This window comes from Bradyrhizobium sp. SZCCHNS3052, from assembly GCF_032484495.1.
Lineage (GTDB): Bacteria > Pseudomonadota > Alphaproteobacteria > Rhizobiales > Xanthobacteraceae > Bradyrhizobium.
Genome location: NZ_JAUETB010000014.1, coordinates 1 through 23,361 on the forward strand (window position 1 = coordinate 1; position 23,361 = coordinate 23,361).

Genomic DNA, 23,361 nt, shown 5'->3' on the forward strand with positions numbered 1-23,361 from the left:
CGGTTGTCGAGACCCTGGGCGGTGAAGAAGTTGGTCGGATTGTCGAGCGCCGAGTTGACCTTCTTGCCCGTGGAGAGGTTGTTCTGCGTGGTGGCGAGGAGCTGAGCCGTCGACTGGAGCGAGAGCAGGTTCTGGCGAACCGACGCAGAGAGTACGATACCTGACATTGTCATTCCCTTCTGGATGAACATGAGTAGACATCGCCGCACCGTTCTGTCGGCGATGGCGCAGACTGGTCCGCGGAATCCTACCCGTTCGTTAAATTGACTTCGGAACGGCCGCGCGCAGCCTCCGCCGCCGCCGTTAATCCTAATTGGCCGCTAATCAGTTCGATCAAATGCGTGCAGGCCGCCGCGATTCACGGTAAAATGGCGCACGGATCTGCGTCTGACGGTCGGCGCGCGCCGATACGCGGTGCGACCGTTAAGGCAGTGCTAACTATGAGCTTGCGGAAGAGCGGCCGGTTACGCGGGGGCGCGGTCCGCGTGCGGGAGGACGATCTCGACGCTGGCGGTCCGGCCGCGCGGCTCCTGGAGCTCCAGACGTCCGTTCGAGCGCCTGACGAAATCCTCGACCAGCCGGATCTCCGAGAACACGGGATCGGCTGGACCGGCCTCCGCCGCACTCACCGACGCCGTCAACACGATCTGCACGTCGGAGGAGATGCCGCCGGCGAGCGAGGCGTCCGCACTCATGCGCCTGGCCTGGATGTCGATGCGGCCGCCGTGCTCCAGCCGATGTCGGGCCCCGATCGCAAGACACAGCAATGCCGCCATCAACTGGCCCGGATCAGCGAAGACGGCCGGCACGTCCGCGCCCACCGACGTCGTCACCTCGACCTCGGTGCCCAATGTCGGACGAAGCAGGCGAGCGACGTCGACCAGGAGCTCGTTCAACTCCACCGCACATGGCTGCGGCGGCCGGCCCCTTGCGAACGACAGAAGCTGCGACGTCAATCGAGCGCCCCGGGTCGCGGCCTCGTCGATCAGACGCGCGACGGCCGCCAGTTCGGGCTTGTCCTCGACCGCTTCGGCGAGAATGTCGATGGTCCCCGTGATCACGGTGAGAATGTTGTTGAAGTCGTGCAGCAGGCCACCGGCAACCTGACCCACGATGGCCATCCCTGGGTGGATGTCCGGCGTCGCTGCAGCCGGAATGTCTGCGCCCGGGCTCGGTAGCGACTGATTGGACCGCTGGTAGGTGGAAGAGGCCATGAATCCTGCAATACCTGTTGGGGGGGAGGACGGCGGGGCTATCGGGACGCAAACGCACGGACGCCGCTGCAATGTTCAGCTTCGTCTTGATGCTCAGCCTTGGCGCTCAGTCTCATCGCTGACCATCGATCGCGCTCCGGCTGGATGCAGCATCAGTCGGACTCCTGCTCCTGCCAGGACGACAACCTCGTCACGCCAGTCGCAGGACACCGGCCGATGCCTCTACTGGCGACGAGAGTTGCATCCGACAGAAAAAGATCCGTCAACGAATCAGCGCGCTTATTAGCGATTTTGGCCTCAAGATGTCCGCTGTCAATTGCGGCGCTTGCTACGTGGCGTCCGTGCCCATCGGAGCTGCCGCGGCCGGAGCAACGAGACGTTCGCCGCAAGCGTGCTGCGCTGCTTTCACGAGCCGAGGCGGAGGCCGGATGCGTGCCGACTGTATACAACCGCGCGCGATCAGATCAGCACATCGCACACACGTTGATGGCCCAAATCCGCAACGCGCATTCGCGCCTGTCTGCACGACAACGCACACAGCAGGAACGAATGGTCTTTACTGGGAATATTACCCGTGATTCTTCTTGTCAGCGGATGGGACGCAGTTCTATGGAACCATGAGGGCATTGAGATCTGCGAGGCTCCGTTACTGCAATGCAGGAGATGGCTTTGGACCCCAGCTTGCGTTCTCCGAACGGTTTCCTGTCGTCGTTGACAGACGACGATTTCGAGCTGATCCGACCCTATCTGCGGACCGTGGATCTGGTGCAAGACTCCATTATCGCCGAAGTCGGCGAAAAGCTTTCGCGCATCTACTTTCCTCATCGCGGCGTCATCTCGCTGGTCGTGAACCTCGCGCGCGGAGAGCGCGTTCAGGTGGCGATGATCGGTCGCGATAGCTTCTTCGGGAGCATGTCCCTGCTCGCGGGCGGCGATCCGGTGGTGCTGAACAGCGCGGTGGTCCTCGTTCCCGGTGCTGCATCGGTCGTCGACATCGACAGGGTACGGGCAGCCGCCGAACAGAGCCCTTCGTTTCGCGCGCTGATGTTGCGCCACGCACTCGCCATCTACGTGCAGAGTCAGCAGACCGCCGGTTGCAACGCCGCCCACACCGTCGAGTCGCGTCTCGCCCGTTGCCTGCTGCAGACGCATGACCTTTCAGGCGGCAACAAGCTCTACATCACCCAGGAGTCCCTGGCGCAGATGATCGGCGCCCGGCGCAACAGCGTTTCGCTGGTGGCGAGCACGCTGCAGCAGGCGGACTTCATCCACTATAGCCGCGGCCATATCGAGATCATCGATCTGGAGGGGCTGAAGAAGACGGCGTGTGAGTGCTACGGCGCCGTGAAGGCCCACTACGAGAACCTGGTCCGGCCGCGCAGCCTGCCGTAAGCAGGCGTCGTTCCGGCCGCCGCGCGCCGGCGCCTCGCCGAACGCCCTTGCCTCCGTACAACTACGGCCCATTGCATGATCCCCATCACCGATGCGGACGGAATTAACGCGCTGTTCAACGGGCGCTGATAATTGTCGACGTGCTGACGAGCGCGAGTTCCAAGAAGCGTCGAATTATCTTCGTGCTGATATATCTCGCCCGTGTTCGGCTTTTGACCAGACGCGCGGAGTAATGACATGGCCTTTGATCTGTCGATGCCGATCCTGGTGGTCGATGACTACGCCACTATGATCCGGATCATCCGCAACCTGCTGAAGCAGCTCGGATTCGAGAACGTCGACGACGCCAGCGACGGATCGGCCGCGCTCTCCAAGATGCAGGCGAAGAAGTATGGCCTCGTGATCTCCGACTGGAACATGGAGCCGATGACCGGCTACGACCTGCTGCGCGAGGTGCGCGCCAGCCCGGAACTGTCGAAGACGCCGTTCATCATGATCACGGCCGAGTCGAAGACCGAGAACGTCATCGCCGCCAAGAAGGCCGGCGTGAGCAACTACATCGTCAAGCCGTTCAATGCCGCGACGCTCAAGACCAAGATGGAAGCCGTGTTCGGTCCGGCCGAATAGCCGAGCTCCCGGGGAATGCCCTGCGCGGCGGCCGGACCCGTGTCCGGCCGCTTTCTCTTTGGCGGACGAACTCCGCGCGGTTGACGACGGCAGGACGCACACATCGCCGCACCCTCCCCGTAGTCGTACGGAAACCAAAATTTACGAGGGGGTCAGAGCCGGCCGGTAGACATGATCCTGCTTGCCGATGACCGTGTCAGGGCGGCAACGGGACAGGGAATTCATGCGCAACGAACTCCTCGTGATCGAAGATGCCGCCGTTCATGTTTCAATCTTGCGAAAGATTGCAGCACAGGCCGGCTTCAACGCGACGGACGTGAGCTCGGTCGACGCAGCCTCGATCGTCCTGCAGAAGAGGAGCTTGGACTGCATCATGCCGGACCTCTCGCTGGGCAACCGCTCCGGCACCGAGGTTCTCGAGCTCAATATAGGTTCCCCCTTCTCGAAGCCGATCGACCTGATGCGGCCCCGGCAAACTCTGAAGCAGATCGCGCAGCAGACCGATCGCCGGCGGCTGGTCAGAGCGGCGGGCTGGTAGCAGGCGATGAGCAAAAAGAAGCGCTTTCTGGGAGCGCCTGCAGCGATCGCGCTGATCCTCGTCTGCGTCATTGCCGGCAGCAACCTCTTCTTCCTCACCAATCTGCGCGAGAACGCGCTTCAGCACGCCGAGGAAGATCTCAGCCGCCATAGCCTCACGCTTGCCGAGAACGCCGACCGTTCGGTGAAGTCCGTCGACCTCGTGCTCACGAGCGTGCGCGACTACCTGGTGCGCGGCGGCGCCATCGACGCTGCGGCGTATCGCAAGGTCGCGTCAGACCATCAGACCCACCTCCTGCTCAAGGAAAAGATCGCGGGACTGCCGCAGATCGATGCGGTGACGCTGATCGACGCGCAAGGCAGGCTCCTGAACTTCTCGCGCTACTGGCCGATCCCGGACGTCAACATCGCCGACCGCGACTACTTCAAGGCGCTGAAGGCCGACCCTGCACCGCACACGTTCCTCAGCACGCCGGTTCAGAATCGCGGCGACGGCACCTGGAACATCTATTTTGCCCGCCGGCTCGACGATTCCAATGGCGAGTTCATGGGCATGATGCTCGGCGCCATGTCGGTGCCCTATCTGGAGAACTTCTTCGGCTCCACCGCGCAGGGTCTCGATGCCGCGGTGTCGCTGATCCGCGAGGACGGGACGCTGCTCGCGCATTTTCCGCCCACGAGCGAGATCGGCAGGCCGACCTCCGGCTTCGGTCAGCGCGCGCTGTCGGCCGGCGGCGTGCTGCGCGAGCCCTCCGCACGAACCGGCGAGATGCGCCTGCGGGCGGCAAAGATGCTGCCCAATTATCCCGCGATGATCGTGGTGTCGGTATTCGAGCACGACGTCCTGAAGGCCTGGCGCGACATGGCGACGCTTCTGGTCATCGTGTCGCTGGTGAGCGCGATGGCCGTGCTCGCGGCCGCGGTCCTGATCTCCCGCTGGTGGGAACGCCACGAGCACCTGATCGAGGCCGCGGAGGCCGCGAACGCGGCGAAGTCCACTTTCGTCGCGATGATGAGCCACGAGATCCGCACGCCGATGAACGCGGTGCTCGGCCTCGCCACGACGCTGCTGGAAACCAATCTCGATCCCGAGCAGCGCCGTTCGGTGGTGGCGATCCACAATGCCGGCGACAATCTGCTCGAGATCCTCAACGACATTCTCGACTTCTCCAAGCTCGAATCCGGCCAGCTCTCGCTCGAGGACATCGCGTTCTCCGCCGAGGCCCTGGTCCACAACACGCTCAGCATCATCGGGCCGCGGGCTTCCGCCAAGGACCTGAAGCTGAGGAGCGTCGGCGACCCATCCGTGCCGCCGGCGCTGGTCGGCGACGCCGGCCGCATTCGCCAGATCCTGCTCAACCTGGTTTCCAACGCGGTCAAGTTCACCTCGTCCGGCGAAGTGGTCGTCACGACGCGCTGCATCGAGAAGGATGACGAGAAGGCGACCGTGGAATGGACGGTGACCGACACCGGCATCGGCATTGCCGCCGACAAGATCGGCTCGCTGTTCGCGAACTTCGTCCAGGCCGACAATTCGATCAGCCGCCGGTTCGGGGGCTCCGGACTCGGACTCGCGATCTGCAAGCGACTGATCGAGCAGATGGGGGGTGACATCAGGGTCACCTCGACGCTGGGCAGCGGATCCACCTTCTCGTTCCGCCTGACGCTGCCGATTGCCGAGACCATCGCGGTGCCAGAGCAGAACGACGACGGCATCTACGCCTCGCTGCAGAACCGGATCGCAGCGTTCGGCCGGCCGCTGCGCGTCCTCGTGGTGGACGACAATCCGACCAACCGCCTGGTCGCGACCAAGATGCTCAAGGATTTCGACATCCAGACCGACACGGCCTGCGACGGCGCCGAGGCCGTCACCGCCGCCAGCCGCTTCAACTACGACCTCATCCTGATGGACGTCCGCATGCCGGAGATGGACGGCTTCCAGGCGACCCGGACCATTCGCGCGCGAGGCGAGCGCCGCTCCAACGTGCCGATCATCGCCTTCACGGCGAACGCCTTCATGGAGGATATCCGAGCCTGCCGGGAAGCCGGGATGAACGATTTCGTCGTCAAGCCCGCCCGCAAGAAGGCGCTCGTGGAGGCCATCCTGCGCGTGCTGCCCCTGCCCGTTCCGGTGCTGGACACCGCGGCGTCAGACGCCCCGCTGGTGCCGGCTCAGGCGGATGCCGCGGCCCCCGACATTGGCGCCGACACCGAAATTGCTCCCGAAGCTGCGCTGGACCGCGAAGCCTACGCCGAGCTGGTCGGCGAGATCGGAGACGAGGCGGCGCAGGAGATCCGCGACGTGTTCTTCAGCGAGACGGATGCGCGGCTGAAGCAGCTCCGCCAGCTGACGCTCGACGGCGAGCGCATCAAGATCGGCCGCGAGGCGCATTCGCTGAAGAGCGCAGCCGGAACCTTCGGGTACCGCCGGCTTGCAACCTACGCGCTGGCGCTGGAGAAGAGCGCACCACGCCTGTCCGCCAAGGAGTATGCCGAGCTGCTCGACAACATCGAGGCCGCCTACGCCGCCGCCCGCGCCCAGGAGCTGCAATATTGAAGCGGGGAGGCCGCAGGCCTCCCTGGCGCATGCCGATCCGCGCGACGTCCCCGCACGGTGCACCGCGGCGACGAGGACGGGCTCCGACGATCGAGATGGCAAACGAGACGTTCACGAACGCGGATTCGCCGAACCTGACCTTCATAATCCCTTACAATGGGTTGACGCCGTACTTCTACGGCTCACGATTTTCACAATCAACTAATCATGAGCTGCGAGACTCGGGGTCACATAGGAGATGTGTCCCATGTTTACTTTTGAAACCGCCGACCAGAAGGAAGTCAGGCGTTTCCGAATTGCGCAGTTCAACGGCCGGACCGCGACCGTGAAATCCGGCGGATCGACGATCACCGGCCACGTCCGTTCAGTCATGGAAAAGGAAGCGAGCGTACCGCCGCGCTGGACCATTACGATCGTGCCGACGCCGCCCAAGGCGCAAGCGCCGCTGCGCCCGACCTCCCGGGTTCGTCCCTTCGCCGAGGATTATTTCTGACAGCACGGACATCCGCGTCCGCAATCAGCGCGTTCGACCGAGCCGGTCGGACGCCGATTGTCGTTGTCTGCATCGCAGGGCCCACCTCGAAGGCACGAGCGCGGCATTCGCGCTCGTTCGCCGTCATCCGATCTGATTGAGGAGTGCTGCGCGGACGAGTTCGGCGGTATTGCGCGCGCCAACCTTGCGCATGGCTTCGGCGCGATGGCTCTCGAAGGTGCGGGGGCTGATGCCCATGCGCAAGGCGCCCTCCTTGTTCGAGTGCCCCTCACTGATCAGCTTGAGGACCTCGTATTCGCGCGGGGTCAGCGACTTGCTGGCCCGGCCGGGTGGCCGCCCGGGCACCGCGCCCTCCTCGGGAGCCGGCGCCGCCCGTGACAACGGTCCGAACTGCCCGTGCGCGCCGGACATCTGGTTGACCAGGGCGCAGATCCGCTCGGTCTGCAGCAACGCGTTGTCGACGACGAGCTGGACATGCCGGCGCTCGCCGGGCGTCCTGGCAATCTCGTCGCTGCGCTGCTTGATTTCCTCCATGTAGAGCATCAGGGCGGTGAGCGAACCGTTCAGCTGACGCGCCAAAGCGAGCCTGCCCTGGTCGTCGTGACGTCCCATCGCGAGCGGCGCAGACATGCCGGAACGGGTCGCCAGGAGATCCGGGTCGTTAACCCCTTGGCCGCCCGGAGCAGGTGCGGCGTGAGCGTCGGAAAGGCTGTTGTTCAGCTGTGCCATGCCTCATTGTGACGCGACGGCAACTTTAACATGGTTAATTATGCTGTCCGTAGCAATACGGGATTGTTCCGGCAACTCGATCATTTCCCCAAAAAGTTGCAAGCTGCAATGGTTAAGCCGGGGCGTGATGCCACCCTTCAAGGGGACGTCCGCGGCGCGTGCGGCGGCGGCTGTCCACGATGCCGCGCATTACTACGATTGTTTACTGACATTAATTTCGCACCAACTGTTTCGTGCTTCCATGCGTTCCGTGCCCGTCCGTGGAGACGAGCGACCTTGAGATATAGCTGACAGCCTGACGCCAATGGGACCGGTCGACCGGATCTGGGAATTCCTGCAGCGGTTGTCACCGCTGACACGAAGCTGTCTGCTCAGCGAGCTCGAACGGCTGGAGCTGAGCGGCGTCGACATGCCGGGATCCGCCGACCTCCAGGCCCGGCTGCGCGCCGAGATCCGCAACAACAATGGCGCCGGCGGCCACCGCACCATCAATCCTTCGCGCTACTTCTTCATGCCGGTCGAGCAGCTTCTCATCGACGGTTCGCCGGAGCATGCCAATGAGGGCCGCATTGCCCGCGGCTCCCTCACGCCGATCTGGGAATGGATCTCGCGCGATCTGCTGCCGACCATGGCGCGCGACTATAATGCACAGATGAAGGACCTGATCGCGGCGGACAAGCAGCGCGAGATCCGCCAGACGGCGAGCGCGTTCCAGACCAAGGTGACGAAGTCGCTGGAAGGCACGTTGGCGCGCGCCGAGGGCATCGAGCAGGTCCGCAGCAAGCTGAAGGCCTATACGGCCTCGCCGTCGGTGTTCGACGATGTCGTCAAGCTGATGAAGGCGCTGCGCGCCCGCGAGGAACTCGCGAAGTTCGCCGATTCGCTGCCGGACCGGATCGCGGAGTTCGACGATCCGCAGGTGAAGAAGATGGTGCTGCTGCTCGATGCCCTGCGCAAGAGGCAGCCGGAAGCCGTGCCCTTTGCGTTGACGCTCGTCGCCAAGCGTCTGAAGGAGCCGTGGCAGGTGATGCGGCTGGCGACGAAGGCGGCGCGCTCGAAGAACATTGCCGACGTCATCGCGGCACCCTACGCGATGACCGTGCCGATGGTGCTCGACCAGTTGGAGGACAAGCGGCTCGCGCTCCGGATCGCGTTGAAGAACAACCGCGTCGTGACCGCCAAGGAAATCCTGACCAGCATCTATGACATCGAATATGCGATCCAGGTCCGCATCGATCGCATCGAGGACTCGGACTGGGGTACGCGCCTGAGCACCATCATGGCCAATACCGACAGAATGGTGCAGGCCGAGGTCAAGCGCTTCCCCGAAGAGGTCGGACACGTGCTCGGCTCGAACAGGCTGCGCAGCCATCGCTCGTTCGGCGGCCGCCTCACCTATTTCGCCTGGAAGGGCCGCGACGCGATCAAGACGGTGCTGCGGTCTGCAACCGGTTGACGGCGGCGCGTCGAGACGGCCTTCCGGCCATCCTATCCCTGGGCCATGCGTTCGCGCGCCGACTTGAAGCCCGCCACGAAGCGCGCCAGCGTGTCCGAGGTCTTGCCGCGCGGCAGCATCACTTCGATCAGCGAGAAGCGTCCGCGCCGATGCACCGCGCGCTCCAGCGCGGCGACGAGCTCGCTGCGGATGGCGACGCGCTCGCCGGTGCCGCCGATGGAATTGGCGATGTCGGCATAGTGCCAGTCGTCGAGATCGTTGAACCGCGATTCCGGCTGGAACACGCGCAGCATCTCCCAGCTGCAATTGTTGAACAGCACGACGATCGGATCGAGCCCGTAGCGGCGGCAGTTGCCGAGCTCCCATCCGGTCATCTGGAACGCGCCGTCGCCGACCAGGATCAGCGTACGAAGTCCGGTCGCGGCCACGCCGATGCCCGCCGGCACGCCGAAGCCCATCCCCGCGTAGTAGCCCGGCGCGGCCAGCGCGGTATTGTCGATCTCCATCGCGGTGAACAGGCAATCGCCGATATCGGAGGTCATCGGCATCCGGCCGTGGCGGTCGAACATGTCGTTGACCGCGGTCGCGATGTCCGAAGGCGCAATCGGCGCGCCATCGGCAGCGAGGCCGCGCGGATAGGCCGAGCGCTGCCGCGGCAGGCCGGGAGCTGCGGCCCGGGGTGCCGCGCGCTCGTCGAGCGCATCGATCAGATCGCCGAGCGGCATGTCGCGATAGGCGTGATGACCGATCTGCACCTCACGGCTGGCGGCCAGGATCATGCGGCGCGGGTCTGGCGCCCGGTTCGACAACGCGAAATTGGTATCCGACAGGATGACGCCCAGCATCAGCACGAGATCGGCATTCTCGACCAGCTCCGTGATCGCCGGATTGCCCGCGGCGCCGAGATAGGTGCCGGCGACGACATCGTCGGCCCTGTCGAGCAGGCCGCGGCCCATGAAGGTCGTCACCAGCGGGAGACCCAGCTTGCGCGCCAGCGCGGCGATCCTGTCCTCGACACCGTAGCGGCGGATTTCGACGTCGACGACGATCACGGGACGCTCTGCCTGCGCGATGCGGGCGAGGATCTCCTCGACGCATTCGTCGAGCGCCTCGCGGCTGGCCCGCCGCGGCGGCAGCGGCACCACCGGCTCGACCTCGGCATCGACCATGTCGCGCGGAAATTCGAGATACACCGGCAGCGACATCTCCTTCGCGCTGCGCAGCACGCGCGCAATCTGGGCCGGGGCGGTGGCCGGATCGCTCAGCACCGCCTGATCGCAGGTGATCTCCTTGAACACCGCGAGCTGCGTGTCGACGGTGCGGGCCTGGTGGTGCAGCAGAAAGCCGGAGACGCGCTCACGCGCGCCGGGCGCGCCCGCGATCACCACGACGGGCGAGCGTTCGGCATAGGCGCCGGCGACCGCGTTCACGACGTTGAAGGCGCCGGCGCCGTAGGTGACGACGGCGACGCCGAGGCCGCCATGATAGCGCGCGGCCGCATCCGCGGCGAAGCCGACCGCCGGCTCATGGCTCAGCGTGACGCTCGGCAGGATGTTGCTCTCCTCGATGACCTTGAACAGCGGCAGCACGAAGTCGCCGGGAATGCCGAAGATCTCGCGGGCGCCATGGTCCTTCAGGGCGGCGAGCAGCGCATGGGCAAGAGCAGGCATCCGGATCCCCTGAGCGTGGCGTGAGGTTCAGCCGGTGCTACACGATGAGGGGCGGACTGCCAACCGGCGGCCGTTCGATCTGCGAGCCGTCCCGTCTGGATCGCCTCGTCCAAACATCATGCTCGAGCGGCAAGGCCGGAGCTCACCCGCGCCACATCAGTTTGCCGTCAGCACCAGGGCGTGGGCGGATGGTGCGCCGCCATGCGGGACGGCCAGCGTAACCGTGAACAGGATGGCGACGACCATGATCATGCAGAGCTTCATCATGACCGTCCTGCGATCGGTGATCGGCAGGAACAGGAAGAACAGCAGCATCGCCGCCAGCGCGAGTTCGAAAACGTAAGACATGGATGACCTCCTCCGTTGCCAGGAGGATGGCGCATGCCGGAAGCCCAGACTGTGCGTGCCGTCACACCGGTCCCATAGACCACGCGAGCGAGTATCCCGGCCGCCGCAGCGGGACCATGCAACCCAATCGATTGCCACCTCTCAGCCGTCGAACAGCGCGGCTTCGGTGAAGGCGAGATCGCCGAGATGCGGCGGATGCGGACCTTTGGCATATTTGCGTCCGCGCTTGTCCGAGTACCAGCCGGCCAGCCCTGCGATGGGCCCATTGGCATCGAGCCGCACCAGCAGGCCGCCGCGCCGCAGCAGCAGCCAGCCGATGTTGCCGGCCAGCCGCACGAGGTCAGCGACATCCCGGCAATACAGCAGGCGATACACCGGCAGCGCATTCATCACCCGGTGCTTCTGAAACACGAACGGATACGCCGCATCGGCCTCGCGCGCGACGAGACCGAGACACCCCCATTGCGCATGCTGCCGCAACAGATCCGCCTCATCGGGAGAGAGCCCGTGCACATCGTCCTCGGAGAATTCTTCGATACGGACATCCGAGCGCGGTCGCGACAGGGCCAGCGCGGCGTAGACCTGTCCCTTGCAGTAGACCGAAAAGCCCTGAGCCTCGACCTGTGGCCAAGTGTGCGGGGCCGGCGTGATGTTGAAATAGGTCACCGTCTTGTCGCGCGTCGCCGCGCGCACCAGCATCGAGCTGAAGGCACGGAACGCCGGCTCGACATACCAGCTCGAGACATTGGCCCTGACGATCGGCTCACCGCCGATGTGGAGCTCGGAGAACAGCAGCAGGATCACGCCGACAGGCACCCCGGCTTGGTCGAGACAATAGCCGAATGCCGGATAGCCGGCCGGCCGCGGGCGCGCCGCGTGGCGTTCGAGTCCGCGCAACCAATAGGCCTCGCTGCGAAAGGCGAATCCGCGCGTCAGCAGTGCGGCGACCTCCGGCAGATCCGCCGCGCCGATCTCTCGGATGCGAACGCCGGTCACGGCCTGCGCGGGAGCCGGCCTGTCATTTGCAATCTCAGCCTTTTTGATTGGCTGCATTCCAGCATCACCCGAGAGAGATCCGGCGCGCCACCCATGGCGCGGCGGGATCGTCATGACGGCAATTATCGTAAAAAGCTTTGGCGGCAGTGAACCACGTCGTGCTGGCCTTACTTTTCAGTTAATGGAACATGCGAGCCACACCCGACAGGCTTCGATCAGCGCCGACATGATCTTCGCGATCCGGGCCGCCGCTCACGGCCGCGGGACGCGAAACATGTAGGTTTCATCGGCATTGAGGCCGTCGACGAAGAAACGTCCGGGCTTTGCCTCGATCCGGCGCCGCAGCCCATCCCAGCCCCAGACCTCGAGGCTGCGCGTCCCTGCGGGCAGCTCGAGCTCGACCGCGCGGCCCGGCCGCTCGGTCCAGCCGGCAATGTTCTGCCACACGATCAAATCGGCATCCGATCCGCGCAGCGTGTACAGCGCCAGCCGCCGGTCGATGGACACGATCCTCATGTGACCGGCGAGCTGCAGCACCGTCTTCACCACGAGGCTGCGCGCCTCCGGGGTCCAGGGATCCTTGCCCGTCGCCATCGCATAGGCCAGGCTGTCGACATCGGGCGTGTCGCCGAGATTCCAAGGAGACGCCAACATGGACACCGGCATGCTGCCATCCTTGCCGACCACCGCAAGCTGGTCCCAGATCGCATTGAGAAACAATCTCGCCGCGTCCGTATCGCTGTCCCACGCGCCGGCGCGCGCGACGTTGAACTCGGTTGCGTAGAAGTTGATGTCGCGGCTCAGCCCCATCGCTTGCTTGATGCGGTCGAAGCAGGTCTGCACCGAGAACTCGCGGCCGCGGGTCATCGGATACCATTTATCATTGTAGTAGGTATGCAGGTCGATGCCGTCGAGACGGCCGTCCTCGAGCAGATCGGCGATCGCCGGACCGTAGCCGCGCAACGTCGCGTCGCCATGCGAGTTGCAGGTGGCAAAGCCGCCGGGAACGACCCGCAGCTTGGGGTCGACGCTGTGAACACCGTCGGCAAGCCCGGCCAGCGCGTCGTGATAGTCCTGGCGCGGGAGCGTGGCCTGCACATCGGGCTCGTTGATGGCGGTGAAGACGGTAGCACCCCAATCGGGAATACCGTTTTCGCGGCCCCATTCGCCGCCGGGGCGGAAACGTCTCGCCATCGCCTGCCCAGCCCCGAACCAGTCCTGATAGGACCCGATCGGCTGCGGCGGAGTCAGGCTCTGATAGCTGCCTTCATACTCCAGCAGGATCAGCGGCATGATACCGTTCTTGTGCGCCTCCAGCATCGCGGCATCGAAATCGTGCGGCGTCGGTACCCGCGCCAACGTCCGCCAGCCGTAGGAATCCATTCGGCCGATCCTGGCACCGACGCCGTGCAGTGCCTGATAGATCTGCGCGCTCTTGCCGGCCAGATGCGTGACCAAATTGCCGCCGCCGATGCGCTCGTCGATCCGCAGCGCCGAGGCGTTCGTTTCGCCGGCGTGGACAGCGCTTAGCCATGGCGACGTGACAAACGTTAACAGGGCTGTGCTAATGACCAGCAGATTGGAACGAAGTCGCAATGTCTGATCCCTTAGATTTCCGCTATGACGTTTGAGATCGTCCAGGTCGTTCAAGAGATAAGCAATGCCGGCGGCGTGGAAACAGTCGCTATCGAGCTGGCGCGCGTTTTCGGCCGGAATGGTTTATCGAACATCGTGCTTGCGAGCACCGTCGCGGACAATCTCGAACACACGATCCGAGTCGAGCGCGTTGCGCCATGGCTGGCGCGGATTCCGACTCGCGGACTGTTCCGGCACATCGGCCGCGCCATTGTCGTGCCGCTGTTCACGCTGGCCGCGACACGGGCGCTGGCGCGTCACCCCGACGCCATCGTCATCAGCCACGGCGACAGCCTCAAGGGTGACGTGCTGATCGTGCATGCCGTCAATGCGCAGAGCCTCGCCGAGAAACGCGCCGCCGGCAGTTGGCGCTGGATGCTCAACCCGATGCATCTGTGGGTCGCGTTGCGCGACCGGTTCATGATCGGAGGCCTGCGGTACCGGGCGTTCGTGGCGGTGTCCTCCCGCGTCACCGCGGAGCTGCAGCGCTTCTTCCGCGTGCCGGCCGCCCGCATCCATGTCATCTCCAACGGCATCGATCTCGCGCGCTTCAAGCGCGACGCCACCAGCGGCCAGGCGATCCGGCGTGAGTTCGGCATCCCGGATAATGCGCGCCTGCTGCTGTTCGTCGGCCACGAATTCAACCGCAAGGGACTGGCGCATGCGATCGGCGCGCTCGATCGGCTCGGCAACGACGTCTGGCTGCTGGTCGTCGGCTCGGACAATCCCGCGCCCTACCGCAGACTGACGCGCAACGCCCAGCAACGACTGATCTTCGCCGGCCCACGCTCGGACCTGCCGGCGCTGTACTCGGCGGCCGATGCCTTCGTGCTCCCCACGAGTTATGAGACCTTCTCGCTGGTCTGCATGGAGGCCATGGCCTGCGGAGTGCCGGTGTTCGCAACGCCGGTCGGCGGCATCGAGGACTATCTGCGCGACGGCGTCAACGGCTTCCGCATTTCAGCAGACGCCGACGACATCGCGGCCAAGCTCGCGGCCGTCTTCGCCGACCCCGCACTGATGCGCCGGCTGCAGGACGGCGCCCAGGCCACCGCGCAGATCTATGGCTGGGACCAGATCGGGCTGCAATACATCGAACTGCTCAAGCAGATCGATGCCGCCAAGCGCCAGTCCGGCCGCGCAGCGATGGCGCTGCCGGTGAAGGCCTAGCTAATTCGTCTGCAGCCGCTGTGGGCGGGCGAGGCCGGATGCGGTTCTCGACTGATGCGCCGCACGGCATGCCGTTTCAATCGCCGCTGCGACCGCATCATAGGTGAAGCGCCGGAGCACGTTCGCGCGGGCCGCCTCACTGCGAACGGCGAGCTCCGCCCGCCGGCCGCTGAGCTCATCGATGAGCCGACACAGGCGGCCGGAATCCTGCTCCGGCACGATCCAGCCGCCGTCGCCGACGACATCCGGAATCGCTCCGCAGGTCGATCCGATCACCGGGATGGCGCAGGCCTGAGCCTCGATGATCACCCGGCCGAACTGCTCGCGCACCGCGTCCGTGGTTCGCGTCAGCAGCAGCAATGCGTCCAGGCCGCGCAGAAAAGCCGCGACCGCAGCGGGTGAAGCCCAGCCCTGGATGGTGACGCGCCCGCTCAAGCCGAGTTCGGCCACGCGCCGGCGCAGATGCGGCTCGTACGGACCTTCACCCATGATGCTCAGCGTCGCCGCCGACTTGCTGCGCGCGAGCGCTTCGAGCGCATCGTCGAGTCCCTTCTCGACCACCAGCCGGCCGACATAGCCGAGCCGCAGCGGCGAGCCGGCCGTCGCATTCGATCGATCATCCGCCGGCATGAAGGTCGCGAGATCGACACCATAGCCGATCGGCGTCACCGGACCCGTGTAGCCGCACGCCCTCACGACCTCAGTCGCATCGGGACTGCGCGACAGGATGTGGGCGGTGCGGCCGAGGACGAATTTGCGGATCGCCTCGAATGGTGGCGGCAGCCGTTTCAGGATGTTCTGGTCGACCTCGAGCACGAGCGCCGCACGGCCGCGCAGCATCTGCGCCTGCAGCGCGACGATGCTCCAGGGCTCCTCCCAAAGGTGAATCACGTCGGGATCGAGCTCGCGCAGCAGGCGGCGCAGCGCCGGATAGAAGTGCAGGTACCATTTCATCGGACCCGCGTCCGGGAGTCGGATCGGGAGCCGATGGATGGGAAAGGCTTCGTTGGAGTGAGCCGCGGTGATGGTGCGGCCGAATTCCTTCCACACCTCGGGCGTCACGAGATGCAGATCGACGTCGGGCCGGGACGCGAGATGGCGGTAGCGCAGCCGGCCGGCCTCGCTGCTGGTGGCCGGATGCGCAATCGAGACGATTCGCAAGCGCCCCCTGCTAGACACGGCCCATCACCTTCGCTGCAGTCCCGCTGAAGCCCGTGAGATGCAGCTCCATCGCCGCAAGCGTACGATGCGCGCCATTCATGGTGTTGCGCGGAATCGAGAACGCATCCTGCCCTGCTTTGACGAGGCCCTTGCGCGTGGTCGCGGCACTGGCGAATCCGGCCTGCCGCGCCAGCGCAAAGTCCCGCGGTCCGCAATCGGCGGCGCGCCCGTAAGGAAACGCGAAGTGCCGGACGTCGATGCCGAGCCGCTCGTTCAATCGCAGCCGCGCGCCGGCCAGCTCGCGAAGGGCGTCTTCGGACGGCAGCGACGAGATGCGCGCATGCGAGACGGTGTGCGCTCCGATCTCGATGAGCGGATCCCCCGCAAGCACTTCCAGCATCTCCCAGGAGATCGCATGTTTCCAATGCATCGCCTCGATGTCGATGGCGTTGGCGGCACAGAACGCGGCGTAACGATCCGCCGCCTGCGGGCCATCCCAGCGCGAGGCGATCTGCGCGAACACTGCGCGACGCTGCTCGGCGCTCGACAGCGCGATCCGCTCATCGTCGACCCTGACATGGTCCCTGTGCAGCAGCGCATCCTCCAAGCCAGCGGCCCACAGCGGCAACGTGCCGTCGGGAATGCCGGTCGTCACGAACAGCGTCACCGGCACCTTGTGCCTGCGGAATACCGGCACCAGCAGCTCGCACGTATCGCGGTAGCAATCATCGATCGAGAAGTTGACGTAGCGGCCGGACGGCTCGGCGCTTGCCGTCCGGCGCAGCGCCTCGCTGATCGTCACGACATCCCAACCCTGGTCGAGGACATAGCCGAGGAAGCGATCGAGAAAGTCGGCATCGACGTAGAAGTCGCGATTGGGCAGACGCTCCCACTGCTCTGCCGGCGCGGCGCGATGGAACGTCAAGCAACAGCCGCGCGGGCCGAGCACACGATCGACGGCCTTGGCGACGGGAAGGACGAAGGCACCGGATGCCATCATCGCCTTGGCGGCAGCGAGGGCCAGCAGGGTCAACTCAGCTCTCCCTTCATCCTGAACGTACGACGAACATGACGGAGCGCCGTGCCCACCACGGCCGGCAGCAGGATGCCGATCGCGAAAGCCAGGCAGAGCAGATACGCCAATCCGCCGGCGAACAGGCGCGGCAGCAGGCCCGGCACGGAGGTCTGAATCATCAGGCCGAGCACGACCATCAATGCGGTCGGCAGCAGGGCCAGGCCGATCACGAGCAGGAGCTTTCGCGCATCGCCGAGCACGAACACCACGCCCGACAGCAGCACGAGGCTGCGGATCGCTTCGCCAATGCCGAGCAACTGCATGCCGGCCGCCGGCGACGGATCGAACAGCGGCATCAGCAGGTTGAAGCCCATGTTGGCGAGATAGGCCGAGACGATGATGACCGCAGCGACGCCGTTGCGCCCCGCGCCATTGAGCAGACGGATCAGGATCCAGCCGAGGGTCGCGGCCCAGACGCCGCAGGCGATGCCCTTGAGCGCATGCGAGGTCAGCAGCAGGGCCTCGTCGCCGAACGCGCCGCGGAAATAGATCAGGCGGACGATGTCGGTCGAGAAGACCAGCAGGAACGCCGAGGCCGGCAAGATCAGCGCGAGCAGCGGCCGCAGCAGCGCCTCGGTCTGCGCACGCGGATCGCGTGGGGCATGCTGCGACAGCACCGCCATGCCGAGCGGCTGGCTGATCAGCAGCAGCGCGCTCTCGGTCAGCGAGCGCGCGTAGTCCAGCGACGCGACGGCGCCGGTCGTCAGCCGCGATGCCGTGAAGCGCTCGATCCAGACATTGCCCTGCTCGGCCAACGGCAACGCCAGCAGGACGCGCAGCCGGCGGAAGAATTCGATACCCTTGTCGATCACCATGCCGGCGGTCAGGCCGGAGACGCTCAGCGCGCCCTCGCGCCACAGCGTGAACAGACCCCAGGCGGCGAGGCCATTGAAGGCGACGGTGAAGGCGCAGGCGAGCATGTAGGCGTCGCCGGTCAGCACCAGCAGGCCGATGCCGCCGATCACCGCGACGTTGAGCAGGCTGGCACGGACATTGGTCAGCCGCGTGCGGCCGAGCGCGATCTCGCCGGCGGCAAGCACATTGAGCACCGCCGACGCCGGCATGCCGAACGCCATCATGCGCACGAAGTGCAAGGTCAGCTCGCGCCCCTCCGCCGAGAAGCCGCCGACGACGGCGTTCACCCAGAGCTCACCGAGCAGCAGGATGATCGCGGTCACCAGGCTCGAGACGACGGCAATGACGATCGTCAGCGCACCGAGGCTGCGCGCGGCATCCGGCCGCTGCAGCGCCTCGCGATGCATCGGGATCATGATCGCCGGCACGCTCTCGTTCTGCAGGAACGCAAGCGGGATGAGCACGGCCGCCATGGCGGCCCGGAATCCGTCGGCGATGAGCGAGGCGCCGAGCACATGCGCCATCAACACCTCGCGGCCGAAGCCGAGCATCTTGCTCGCCAGCGCACCGCTGATCAGCAGCGCACTGAAGCGTTTGAGCGAAGGACCGGAGGCGCTCATGCGGCATCCTCCGACACGGCCGGCGGCCCTTTCCATCGCGCAGGGACTTGTCCGTCCTCGAGCAGTTTCGACCACGACGGCACCGGCGCGAGAATGGCGAACGGCGGGCCGCAATCCACGACGAGATCGACCATACGCCGCTCGGAGGACGGGGCAGGTGTGACGATCGTGCTCACACCGCCGCTCCCGCACCGACATTGCGGATCAGCAGCCCGATCGAGTCCAGCATGCGTGTCAGGCTGTAATGGGTGCGCGCGCGGCGCGACGCGTAGTCGAGCTGGGGCGCGAGGATCTCGGGTTGAGCCAGCACTGCGTCCAAGGCCTCGGACAGCGCACGCGCGTCGCCAGGCGGCACGAGCAGACCGGCCCGGCCATGTTCGAGGATGTCCGGCGCAGCGCCGGCGTCAGTGGCAATCACCGGCACGCCGGCGAGCATCGCTTCGACCAGGGTGCGGCCGAACGGCTCGGGATCGATCGACGGATGCACCATCGCGTCCACCGCCTGCATCAGCAACGGCACGTCGCTGCGATGCCCAAGGAAGTGAACGCGATCGCCGAGGCAAAGCTCCGCGACCAGCCGTCTCAGCTCAGCCGCGTAGTCCTGCTCGCCGAACAACGCGTCGCCAACGATGATGCCGTGCACGTCCGGTAATTCGGCCAGCGCCTCGATCAGGATATGCTGCCCCTTCCACCGCGCGAGCCGGCTGAATACGCCGACCAGCGGTCCCGACGGCAGGCCGAGCCGCCGCCTCAGCTCCTCGCGCGACCCGGGCACGGGTTCGACGGCGAGACCATTGGGCACGACCTCGACGAGAGAGCGTCGACCTCCGGCCTCGATGAAGGCGGCTGCGGCAGCTTCGGAGGGGACGACGACCTTCGCCGCGAAGCGGTTGGCGAGGAAGATCTGCATGCGACGCTGCAGCGCGCCGAAATGAGCCGGGCTGATGATGTCGTGCAGATGCCAGATCAACGGCCGCCGTGCCGCGATGTTGGCGATGGCCGACAGGACAAAGGCCTTCTGCGAATTGGCATAGAGGACGTCATGCTTGCGTGCGACATGCGCGAGCTCCGCGGTGATCGCCGCGAGTCTGCCGAACAGCGGCAGCGCCTCGAGCCACGAACTGTCGCGTCTGAACTGCCCCAGGCCGCGGCCCCAGCGCGACGTGACGACCGACATCCCGCGCTCAGCCAGCACCTGGCCGAGCGGGCCCGGCTCGAACAGGAACACCGATGACTCCTTGCGGCCCTGGACGACATCGAGCAGGATCAGCTCGGCGCCGCCGATCTGCCCGGTGTGATCGACGAACAGGACACGCTCGGTCGACATCACCCGGCTCCGGCGTAGGCTGCCACGGGCGCGGTCTGGGCCACAGGCGCGCTGCGGTGCTCGACGTCGGTCATGGTGACGACGATGCCGACATCGCGGGCTCCGAGTGTCCTGCTCCTGTTCACCGTCGCGACCGCCGGCTCGATCAACGACCGGTCACTGCGCACGCAGACGATCGCCCAGTCCGTACCGGCAAGGAAGTCGTTCCGTTGCGACGGCAATGGTGTGTCGACGATCACGGCATCATAGCCATCGAGACCGGCGAGGAGACGGTCGAGGCTGATCGCGTCGAGAATGTCGCCGACCGGACCGGTCGCCTCACCAACCGGCAGCACGTCGAGCGAGGGATGCGCGGTGGGCAGAACCATGTCCCGGAGCGGCGTCCCGCGCTCCAGCGCGCCGAGCCATCCGGGGCTTGCCGGCAGCGCCATGATCTCTGCAAAGGCGGGATGCGAGACGTCGCACTCGACGACCAGCACGCGCCAGCCTGCGGCCGCGAGGTGCTCTGCCAGCGCACAGGTCGTGGTCGTCTTGCCATCTGCTGCATCGGGAGAGGTCACGACGATGCGCTGCGATCGGGCGGACCGCTTCAAACCGAGTTCGTGGACGAGATCATGCAGCGTGTGCTGAAAATCAGCGTCCTCGGAGGCGAGGCGCAAGACGCGCGGGATCGCCAGCGGTTGGTGGCCTTGCAGGATCGCGCCGAGCGCCGACATCTCACGCAGGCTCTTCAGGCGCGGCAGGCAGGCCAGGATCGAAACGTCGGCAACGCTCGGGAGATGGGACCTTCGTTCGGGCGCCGCCGGTGGCGTCGCCGCTTGCGGTGCGGTCACACGCTCGGCCAATTCAGGGACGATGGCCGGAGCTTCGTCGACAGCGGGCGCCTCGACCTGCTCGGCCGGCGCTTCGGGAGTGACGGGCAAGGGCGGGCTGATCAGGCGCGCGCCGAGCTTGTCGGCGAGCAGCGCAGCGCCGACACCGAAGATCAACGCGAGCGTCATGCCGGCGGCGAGGAACGGGATCTTCTTCGGGAAGAACGGCTTGCTCGGCAGCTCGGCGAGGCTGACGAGACGCGTGCTGCCGCGCAGGACGCGCCGTTCGGTCTCGAGCTCGCTCGCCTTCTTGTAGAGCTCGGCATATTGCTGCCGCTTGATCTCCGTGTCGCGCACCATGCTCTCGATGGAGGCCTCGTCCAGCGTGGCCGAGCCGGCCTCCGCCTTCGCCGTCTCCATCTGCTTCTTCAGCGAGTTCACCAGCGCGGTGTTGGCATCGTACGTCTTCTGCGCGCTCGCCGCGATGCTCTGCATCTCGGCGACCAGCCGCTGCTGGATGATCGCCTGCTCGCGCGTCAGCGCCAGGATCGAGGGGTGCTTCGGCCCGAGCACACCGGCCGCACTGGCAAGCTGCGCGCTCACGGTCGTCAGTTGCTGCTTGAGGTCGGCGATGGTGCGGCTCTGCAGCACCGACGGGGCGTCGGTCGGCCCGCGCTCCTGCTCCGACTTGATCTCCTGCAGCCGCGCCGCGGCGTCGGCGCGCGCGGCCTCCGCCTGCGACAGCTGCTGGCCGATGCTGGTCAGCCGCTCCGAGGAGATCGGCGCATTGGCGCCACGCATCAGGCCCTTGGTGCGCCGGAACTTCTGGATCTTGTCGTCGGCCTCGCGCAGTTGCTGATCGAGCTGCTTCAATTCCTTCCAGAGCCAGGAGCTCGCGACCTCGCGGCTGTTGGCGCCTTCGGTGCGCTGGTCCTCGAGAAAGGTCTGCGTCAACGCGTTGGCGAGCGTCTTCGCAACCTCGGGACTGCTCGACTGATAGGAGATGTTGATGACGCGCGAACGGCCGGCCGAGGCGATGCTGAAGCGGCCGTCGACATGATCGATGAACGCGCCCGGATCGGTCTTGAGGCGCTGGCACGCATCGGCCGAACCCATGAGACGGCCGCGCTCGCATTCGCCGACCACGGCGTCGACCACGCCGGGCGACGACATGATCTGACGCAGCAGGCGCGGCGAGCGGATCACCAGGAGCTGGCTTTCCATGTCGGCGGGATCGCCGATCTTCTGCGCCCACGCCGCCGAGGTGTTGGCACCCGGCTCCTGCTCGGCGATGATCACGGAAGCGGTGGCGAGATAGCGCACCGGCAGTAGCACGAGCGCGGCCACGGCAAGCGCGAGAACGGCGCCAGCCACGATGGCGAACACGCCGCGGCGGCGCCAGATCCGGGCGACGGCGTCAATGCCGGACAAGGCCTCGCCGAGAGCCGCCTGCCTCATGATCTGCACCCGTACCACATCCAATATTACGCAATCAGCCGCGTCGCGCGGCCCTGATGTCCCGCACGGAAACTGTCGATCTCCTCGTTGACCGCCGCGACGAACTGGCTGCGGAAACGCTCGGCCGAGAAGAAGCCGGCGCGCTGGCGGCAGTCGAGCCGCGAGATCGATTTCTCCTTGGCCACGAACGATCGCACGCAGGCCGCGATCGCCTCGGGCTCGGGCGAGCCGAAGAACATGCCGGTCGGCCGCGGCCCCGTGGTGAGGATCGACTCGCGTGCACCGCCGCGGCCGAGCGCCAGCACCGGCGCGCCTTCGGACTGCGCCTCGACCGGGATGATGCCGAAATCCTCTTCCGCCGCGAACACGAAGGCGCGGGCGGTGGTCATGAGGTCACGCAGCTGCTTGTCGGGCACGAAGCCGGCGAACTTGACGTTCGGCCCCGCGATCGACTTCAGCCGCGCGGCTTCCGGACCGTCACCGGCCACGACCAGCTCGAGGTCCGGCATGATGTTGAAGGCGCGCACGATCGGCTCGATGCGCTTGTAGGGCACGAGCCGGCTCGCGGCGAGGAAGTGGTTGCCGACCGGCAGGATCGCATCGCGCTGCGCGATGGTCACCGGCGGATAGATCACCTTGGCATCGCGGCCGTAGATCTTCTTGATGCGGCGGGCGACGAACTGCGAATTGGTGAAGATGGCGTCGGGACCGTGCGCGGTGCGCGCATCCCAGATCCGCATCTTGTGCAACAAGGCGCGAGCGATCAGGCCCTTGACGCCGGTGGCGTAGCCGCTCTCCTGCAGATACTGGTGCTGCAGATCCCAGGCATAGCGCATCGGCGAATGCACATAGGCGATGTGCAGCTGCTCCGGCCCGGTCAGAACGCCCTTCGCCACCGCGCAGCTCGAGGAGATCACCAGGTCGTAGCTCGACAGATCGAGCTGCTCGATCGCGAGCGGCATCAGCGGCAGATAGGAGCGGTGATACTTCCGCAACAGCGGCATCTTCTGCAGGAAGCTGGTGTGCGACGTCTCGAATCCCAGCTTGGCGCGGTCCTCGGGACGCAGCAGGTCGAACAGCGTGAAGACGTCGGCGCCGGGATAGCAGCGCAGGATCTCCTGAAGGACCTTCTCGGCGCCGCCAAGAACGTAAAGCCAATCGTGGACGATCGCGACGCGCACCGCACTCTCCCAATTCCCGGGGTATTTAATAAAACCCTTAAGGGAGGC

Annotated in this window: 20 protein-coding genes and 1 pseudogene; 7 read left to right on the forward strand and 14 right to left on the reverse strand. The window is 65.9% G+C overall.

All coding sequences use genetic code 11. The features are described 5' to 3' along the window. Positions 1–167 (reverse strand): annotated as a pseudogene (locus QX073_RS29505) (flagellar protein); the annotation flags it as partial. 297 nt (positions 168–464) lie between these two features. Continuing rightward, the gene (locus QX073_RS29510) at positions 465–1,214 is read right to left on the reverse strand and encodes a histidine kinase dimerization/phospho-acceptor domain-containing protein (RefSeq protein ID WP_410052399.1); all 750 of its coding nucleotides are present in this window, start codon (positions 1,212–1,214) and stop codon (positions 465–467) included. A 669-nt stretch (positions 1,215–1,883) separates the two neighbouring features. Between QX073_RS29510 and QX073_RS29515 the strand changes: the two genes are divergently transcribed. The 5 genes from QX073_RS29515 to QX073_RS29535 all read left to right on the forward strand — a co-directional run bounded on the left by QX073_RS29515 (position 1,884) and on the right by QX073_RS29535 (position 6,820). Beyond that, entirely contained in the window at positions 1,884–2,606 is a 723-nt protein-coding gene (locus QX073_RS29515; RefSeq protein ID WP_316226793.1) for a Crp/Fnr family transcriptional regulator, read from the forward strand. A 237-nt stretch (positions 2,607–2,843) separates the two neighbouring features. After that, complete coding sequence (locus tag QX073_RS29520; RefSeq protein WP_008968243.1) at positions 2,844–3,233, forward strand: response regulator; 390 nt, start codon at positions 2,844–2,846, stop codon at positions 3,231–3,233. A 223-nt stretch (positions 3,234–3,456) separates the two neighbouring features. After that, entirely contained in the window at positions 3,457–3,771 is a 315-nt protein-coding gene (locus QX073_RS29525) for a response regulator (RefSeq protein ID WP_315716189.1), read from the forward strand. 6 nt (positions 3,772–3,777) lie between these two features. Continuing rightward, complete coding sequence (locus tag QX073_RS29530; RefSeq protein WP_316226794.1) at positions 3,778–6,327, forward strand: hybrid sensor histidine kinase/response regulator; 2,550 nt, start codon at positions 3,778–3,780, stop codon at positions 6,325–6,327. Positions 6,328–6,574: 247 nt separating this feature from the next. Then, positions 6,575–6,820, forward strand: a complete 246-nt coding sequence (locus tag QX073_RS29535; RefSeq protein WP_006614403.1) for a hypothetical protein — start codon at positions 6,575–6,577, stop codon at positions 6,818–6,820. A 123-nt stretch (positions 6,821–6,943) separates the two neighbouring features. On the opposite strand, the gene QX073_RS29540 is transcribed toward QX073_RS29535, so the two are convergent. Further along, positions 6,944–7,549, reverse strand: a complete 606-nt coding sequence (locus QX073_RS29540) for a helix-turn-helix transcriptional regulator (protein ID WP_316167733.1) — start codon at positions 7,547–7,549, stop codon at positions 6,944–6,946. A gap of 304 nt (positions 7,550–7,853) precedes the next feature. Between QX073_RS29540 and QX073_RS29545 the strand changes: the two genes are divergently transcribed. Continuing rightward, positions 7,854–9,005 carry a hypothetical protein gene (locus QX073_RS29545; protein WP_315750707.1) on the forward strand — a complete coding sequence of 384 codons (1,152 nt, stop codon included), beginning with the start codon at positions 7,854–7,856 and terminating at the stop codon, positions 9,003–9,005. A 32-nt stretch (positions 9,006–9,037) separates the two neighbouring features. On the opposite strand, the gene ipdC is transcribed toward QX073_RS29545, so the two are convergent. The 4 genes from ipdC to QX073_RS29565 all read right to left on the reverse strand — a co-directional run bounded on the left by ipdC (position 9,038) and on the right by QX073_RS29565 (position 13,492). Next, positions 9,038–10,675, reverse strand: coding sequence for an indolepyruvate/phenylpyruvate decarboxylase (gene ipdC, locus QX073_RS29550; RefSeq protein ID WP_316226795.1), 1,638 nt, complete (start codon positions 10,673–10,675; stop codon positions 9,038–9,040). Between the two features lie 156 nt (positions 10,676–10,831). Continuing rightward, positions 10,832–11,023 (reverse strand): hypothetical protein, encoded by a 192-nt coding sequence (locus QX073_RS29555; RefSeq protein ID WP_315715989.1) that lies wholly within the window; start codon positions 11,021–11,023, stop codon positions 10,832–10,834. Positions 11,024–11,164: 141 nt separating this feature from the next. Beyond that, complete coding sequence (locus QX073_RS29560; RefSeq protein ID WP_316226796.1) at positions 11,165–12,076, reverse strand: acyl-CoA acyltransferase; 912 nt, start codon at positions 12,074–12,076, stop codon at positions 11,165–11,167. Positions 12,077–12,271: 195 nt separating this feature from the next. After that, entirely contained in the window at positions 12,272–13,492 is a 1,221-nt protein-coding gene (locus QX073_RS29565; RefSeq protein ID WP_316226841.1) for a hypothetical protein, read from the reverse strand. A 147-nt stretch (positions 13,493–13,639) separates the two neighbouring features. On the opposite strand from QX073_RS29565, the gene QX073_RS29570 reads away from it, so the two are divergent. After that, positions 13,640–14,824 (forward strand): glycosyltransferase family 4 protein, encoded by a 1,185-nt coding sequence (locus tag QX073_RS29570; protein ID WP_316226797.1) that lies wholly within the window; start codon positions 13,640–13,642, stop codon positions 14,822–14,824. On the opposite strand, the gene QX073_RS29575 is transcribed toward QX073_RS29570, so the two are convergent. Genes QX073_RS29575 through QX073_RS29605 form a run of 7 tightly spaced genes read right to left on the reverse strand, consistent with a single transcriptional unit; the run spans position 14,825 to position 23,313 of the window. Continuing rightward, positions 14,825–16,003, reverse strand: a complete 1,179-nt coding sequence (locus tag QX073_RS29575; RefSeq protein ID WP_316226798.1) for a glycosyltransferase — start codon at positions 16,001–16,003, stop codon at positions 14,825–14,827. It abuts the gene before it with no gap. After that, positions 15,996–17,018, reverse strand: coding sequence for a polysaccharide deacetylase family protein (locus QX073_RS29580; protein WP_316226799.1), 1,023 nt, complete (start codon positions 17,016–17,018; stop codon positions 15,996–15,998). The genes QX073_RS29575 and QX073_RS29580 overlap by 8 nt, the downstream gene beginning before the upstream one ends. Next, positions 17,015–18,535 carry a lipid II flippase MurJ gene (locus tag QX073_RS29585; RefSeq protein WP_316226800.1) on the reverse strand — a complete coding sequence of 507 codons (1,521 nt, stop codon included), beginning with the start codon at positions 18,533–18,535 and terminating at the stop codon, positions 17,015–17,017. Before QX073_RS29585 ends, QX073_RS29580 begins: the two co-directional genes overlap by 4 nt. After that, entirely contained in the window at positions 18,532–18,711 is a 180-nt protein-coding gene (locus tag QX073_RS29590) for a hypothetical protein (protein ID WP_316226801.1), read from the reverse strand. Before QX073_RS29590 ends, QX073_RS29585 begins: the two co-directional genes overlap by 4 nt. After that, entirely contained in the window at positions 18,708–19,865 is a 1,158-nt protein-coding gene (locus QX073_RS29595) for a glycosyltransferase family 4 protein (protein WP_316226802.1), read from the reverse strand. The genes QX073_RS29590 and QX073_RS29595 overlap by 4 nt, the downstream gene beginning before the upstream one ends. Then, positions 19,862–22,132: an exopolysaccharide transport family protein gene (locus tag QX073_RS29600; RefSeq protein WP_316226803.1), complete on the reverse strand. Its 2,271-nt coding sequence runs from the start codon at positions 22,130–22,132 to the stop codon at positions 19,862–19,864. Before QX073_RS29600 ends, QX073_RS29595 begins: the two co-directional genes overlap by 4 nt. A 26-nt stretch (positions 22,133–22,158) precedes the next feature. After that, positions 22,159–23,313, reverse strand: coding sequence for a glycosyltransferase (locus QX073_RS29605; protein WP_316226804.1), 1,155 nt, complete (start codon positions 23,311–23,313; stop codon positions 22,159–22,161). Positions 23,314–23,361 lie beyond the last annotated feature (48 nt).